Source organism: uncultured Salegentibacter sp. (genome assembly GCF_963972535.1).
In the GTDB taxonomy this organism is placed as follows: Bacteria; Bacteroidota; Bacteroidia; order Flavobacteriales; family Flavobacteriaceae; genus Salegentibacter.
The window spans coordinates 1-3,161 of record NZ_CAXAVR010000184.1 but is presented as its reverse complement, the minus strand read 5'-3'; the positions used below and the strand labels follow the sequence as shown (position 1 = coordinate 3,161).

The 3,161-nt window shown below is 37.9% G+C and carries 2 protein-coding genes; both read left to right on the top strand.

Annotation, left to right across the window (positions count from 1 at the left end):
- Positions 1-90: 90 nt before the first annotated feature.
- Entirely contained in the window at positions 91-1,680 is a 1,590-nt protein-coding gene (locus tag AACZ30_RS13570) for a peptide chain release factor 3 (RefSeq protein WP_339650032.1), read from the top strand.
- A gap of 103 nt (positions 1,681-1,783) precedes the next feature.
- Positions 1,784-3,154: an alanine/glycine:cation symporter family protein gene (locus AACZ30_RS13565; protein WP_339650031.1), complete on the top strand. Its 1,371-nt coding sequence runs from the start codon at positions 1,784-1,786 to the stop codon at positions 3,152-3,154.
- The last annotated feature ends 7 nt before the right edge of the window (positions 3,155-3,161 follow it).

Genomic DNA, 3,161 nt, shown 5'->3' with positions numbered 1-3,161 from the left:
AAATGCTGAAGGCTCTTCCCCAAAGGAGTAGATAATTTATCCTTAAATTTCTTCAAAATAATAGTACTTTTGCTGCTCTAAATTTTATAGATGAAAAGTTTTCAAAAAGAACTAAAACGAAGAAGAACTTTTGGGATTATTTCTCACCCCGATGCCGGTAAAACTACGCTTACTGAGAAATTGCTGCTTTTTGGTGGTGCTATCCAGGAAGCCGGGGCGGTAAAATCTAACAAGATCAAAAAAGGCGCTACAAGTGACTTTATGGAGATTGAACGCCAAAGGGGAATTTCGGTAGCCACTTCGGTTTTAGCTTTTGAATATAAAGATATTAAAATCAATATCCTGGATACTCCGGGCCACAAGGATTTTGCTGAAGATACTTTTAGAACCTTAACGGCTGTAGATAGCGTTATTGTGGTAATAGATGTTGCAAAAGGTGTAGAGGAACAAACTGAAAAACTGGTAGAGGTTTGTAGGATGCGAAACATCCCGATGATTGTTTTTATCAATAAAATGGACCGGGAAGGGAAAGATGCCTTTGAATTATTGGATGAGATTGAACAAAAATTAAATCTTACTGTAACTCCTTTAAGCTACCCAATTGGAATGGGTTACGACTTTAAAGGAATCTATAATATTTGGGAGAAAAATGTAAACTTGTTTACCGGTGATCCTAAAAAAGATATTGAAGATACTATTGAAATCTCTGATTTATCATCTAAAGAATTAGACGAACTTATAGGAAACAAAGCAGCCGATAATTTAAGAGAAGAACTGGAACTTGCCCAGGGCGTTTACCCTGAATTCGATAAAGAAGCTTACCTGGAAGGCCGATTACAGCCCGTGTTTTTTGGTTCCGCTTTAAATAATTTTGGAGTTCGTGAATTGTTAGATTGCTTTATCAACATCGCTCCAACTCCAAGACCAAAAGAAAGTGAAGAACGCTTAGTAAAACCAGACGAAGATAAATTTACCGGTTTTGTGTTTAAGATTCACGCCAATATGGATCCTAAACACCGCGACAGGCTGGCTTTTGTAAAGATCGTTTCTGGAAAGTTTGAGCGAAATAAAGCTTATTTGCACGTGAGACACAATAAAAATCTTAAGTTTTCCAGCCCAAACGCCTTTTTTGCTGAAAAGAAAGAAATTGTAGATGTTTCTTATCCCGGTGATATTGTAGGCTTACACGATACCGGAAATTTCAAAATTGGTGATACACTTACCGAAGGTGAAAATTTAAATTACCGCGGAATTCCAAGTTTCTCTCCAGAACATTTTAGATATATCAACAACGCCGACCCAATGAAATCCAAACAGCTCTCTAAAGGAGTTGACCAGTTGATGGATGAAGGTGTAGCGCAGCTTTTTACTTTAGAACTCAACGGAAGAAAGATTATTGGAACAGTGGGAGCGCTTCAGTTTGAAGTTATTCAATACAGGCTGGAGCACGAATACGGCGCCAAATGTACCTACGAAAATCTAAACGTTTACAAAGCAACCTGGGTAGAAGCTGAAGATGAAAAAAGCGAAGAATTTAAAGATTTTAAGCGTGTAAAAGCTAAATTCCTTGCGAAGGATAAAAAGGGACAATTGGTATTCTTAGCAGATTCCCAATTTTCATTACAAATGACGCAGGACAAGTATCGTTCAATTAAATTCCATTTTACTTCAGAATTTTAAGTTTCTGATTCTAAACCAGTAATGCTTAGATTGAAAGAAACCTATTAGTACGCTGTGTTTAATAGGACTTAATTTCATATATTTTCAGCATAATTAAGGTTTTATGAATCAATTAGATGAATTTGTCTCCCAATTTGCTTCGGCGGTTTGGGGACTTCCTTTGGTAATTTTATTAATTGGCGGCGGACTTTATCTGCTTATTTTATCTAATTTTCTTCCCTTTCGATATTTAGGACATTCCTTAGACCTTTTACGAGGGAAATATAATAACCCTAACGATCCCGGGGAAATCAATCATTTCCAATCACTTTCTACTGCCCTCTCCTCTACCGTAGGAATGGGAAATATTGCTGGCGTAGCCGTGGCTATCGCTTTAGGTGGCCCAGGAGCTATTTTTTGGCTTTGGGTTAGTGCAGTGGTGGGTATGGCCACAAAATTTTTTACCAACACCCTGGCGGTAATGTACAGAGGAAAAGATACCCAGGGAAATATTCAGGGTGGGGTGATGTATTTTATTGAAGAAGGTCTTGGAAAGAAATGGAAGTTTATGGCCATCTTTTTTAGTGTTGCTGGCCTTATTGGAGCATTACCGGTTTTTAATGTAAATCAGCTTACGCAGGCTATTAATTTTATTCTTTTAGAACCTAATAATATTCCCACCGGTTTTGGCACAAACCTTATTATCGGGATTATTTTGGTTATTTTAAATTCTGTAGTAATTCTTGGTGGATTACAGCGAATAAGCAAAACTGTTTCAAGATTGGTACCTGCAATGGTAGCCCTCTATTTTGTTTCGGTAATTATTATCTTGATCGTTAATTACGATGTTGTTCCTTATTACTTTTCAACGATTTTTACCGATGCTTTTGCTGCCGAAAATTATAAAGGCGAACCTATGCTTGGCGGCGTTCTTGGCGGCTTAATAATCCTGGGAGTAAGAAGAGGTGCTTTTTCTAATGAAGCAGGGATAGGAACCGCCACAATGGCTCACGGAGCGAGTAAAACCTCTGAACCTGTGCGAGAAGGATTGGTAGCAATGCTGGGGCCGGCAATTGATACGCTGGTGGTTTGTACACTTACTGCCCTATGTATCCTGGTAACGGGAATTTGGCAGACTACAGATGTAAATGGTGTAAGCCTTACCGCAGCCGCTTTTGAAGATTCTATTCCTTATGTGGGAGATTACCTGCTATTACTTTGTATAGCCGCTTTTAGTATTTCTTCTTTGTTCTCCTTCTCTTACTACGGAACAAAATGTCTTTCTTACCTGGCAGGGGCAGAAAACAAACATTATTACAACTATTTTTATATTATTAGTATCCTCCTAGGTGCAACCACTTCTTTAAGTATGATGATTAATTTAATTGATGGTTTTTTCGCTTTAATGGCAATACCAACGATGATTTCTACTTTAATCCTTGCGCCACGAGTGATGAAAGCTGCGCGAATTTATTTTAAGAAATATAAAGATTAGGGTATAC

What these genes read in the sequence shown, in the direction of transcription:
- AACZ30_RS13565 (WP_339650031.1), top strand. Translation starts at nt 1,784, where the DNA reads ATGAATCAATTAGATGAATTTGTCTCCCAATTTGCTTCGGCGGTTTGG.
- AACZ30_RS13570 (WP_339650032.1), top strand. Translation starts at nt 91, where the DNA reads ATGAAAAGTTTTCAAAAAGAACTAAAACGAAGAAGAACTTTTGGGATT.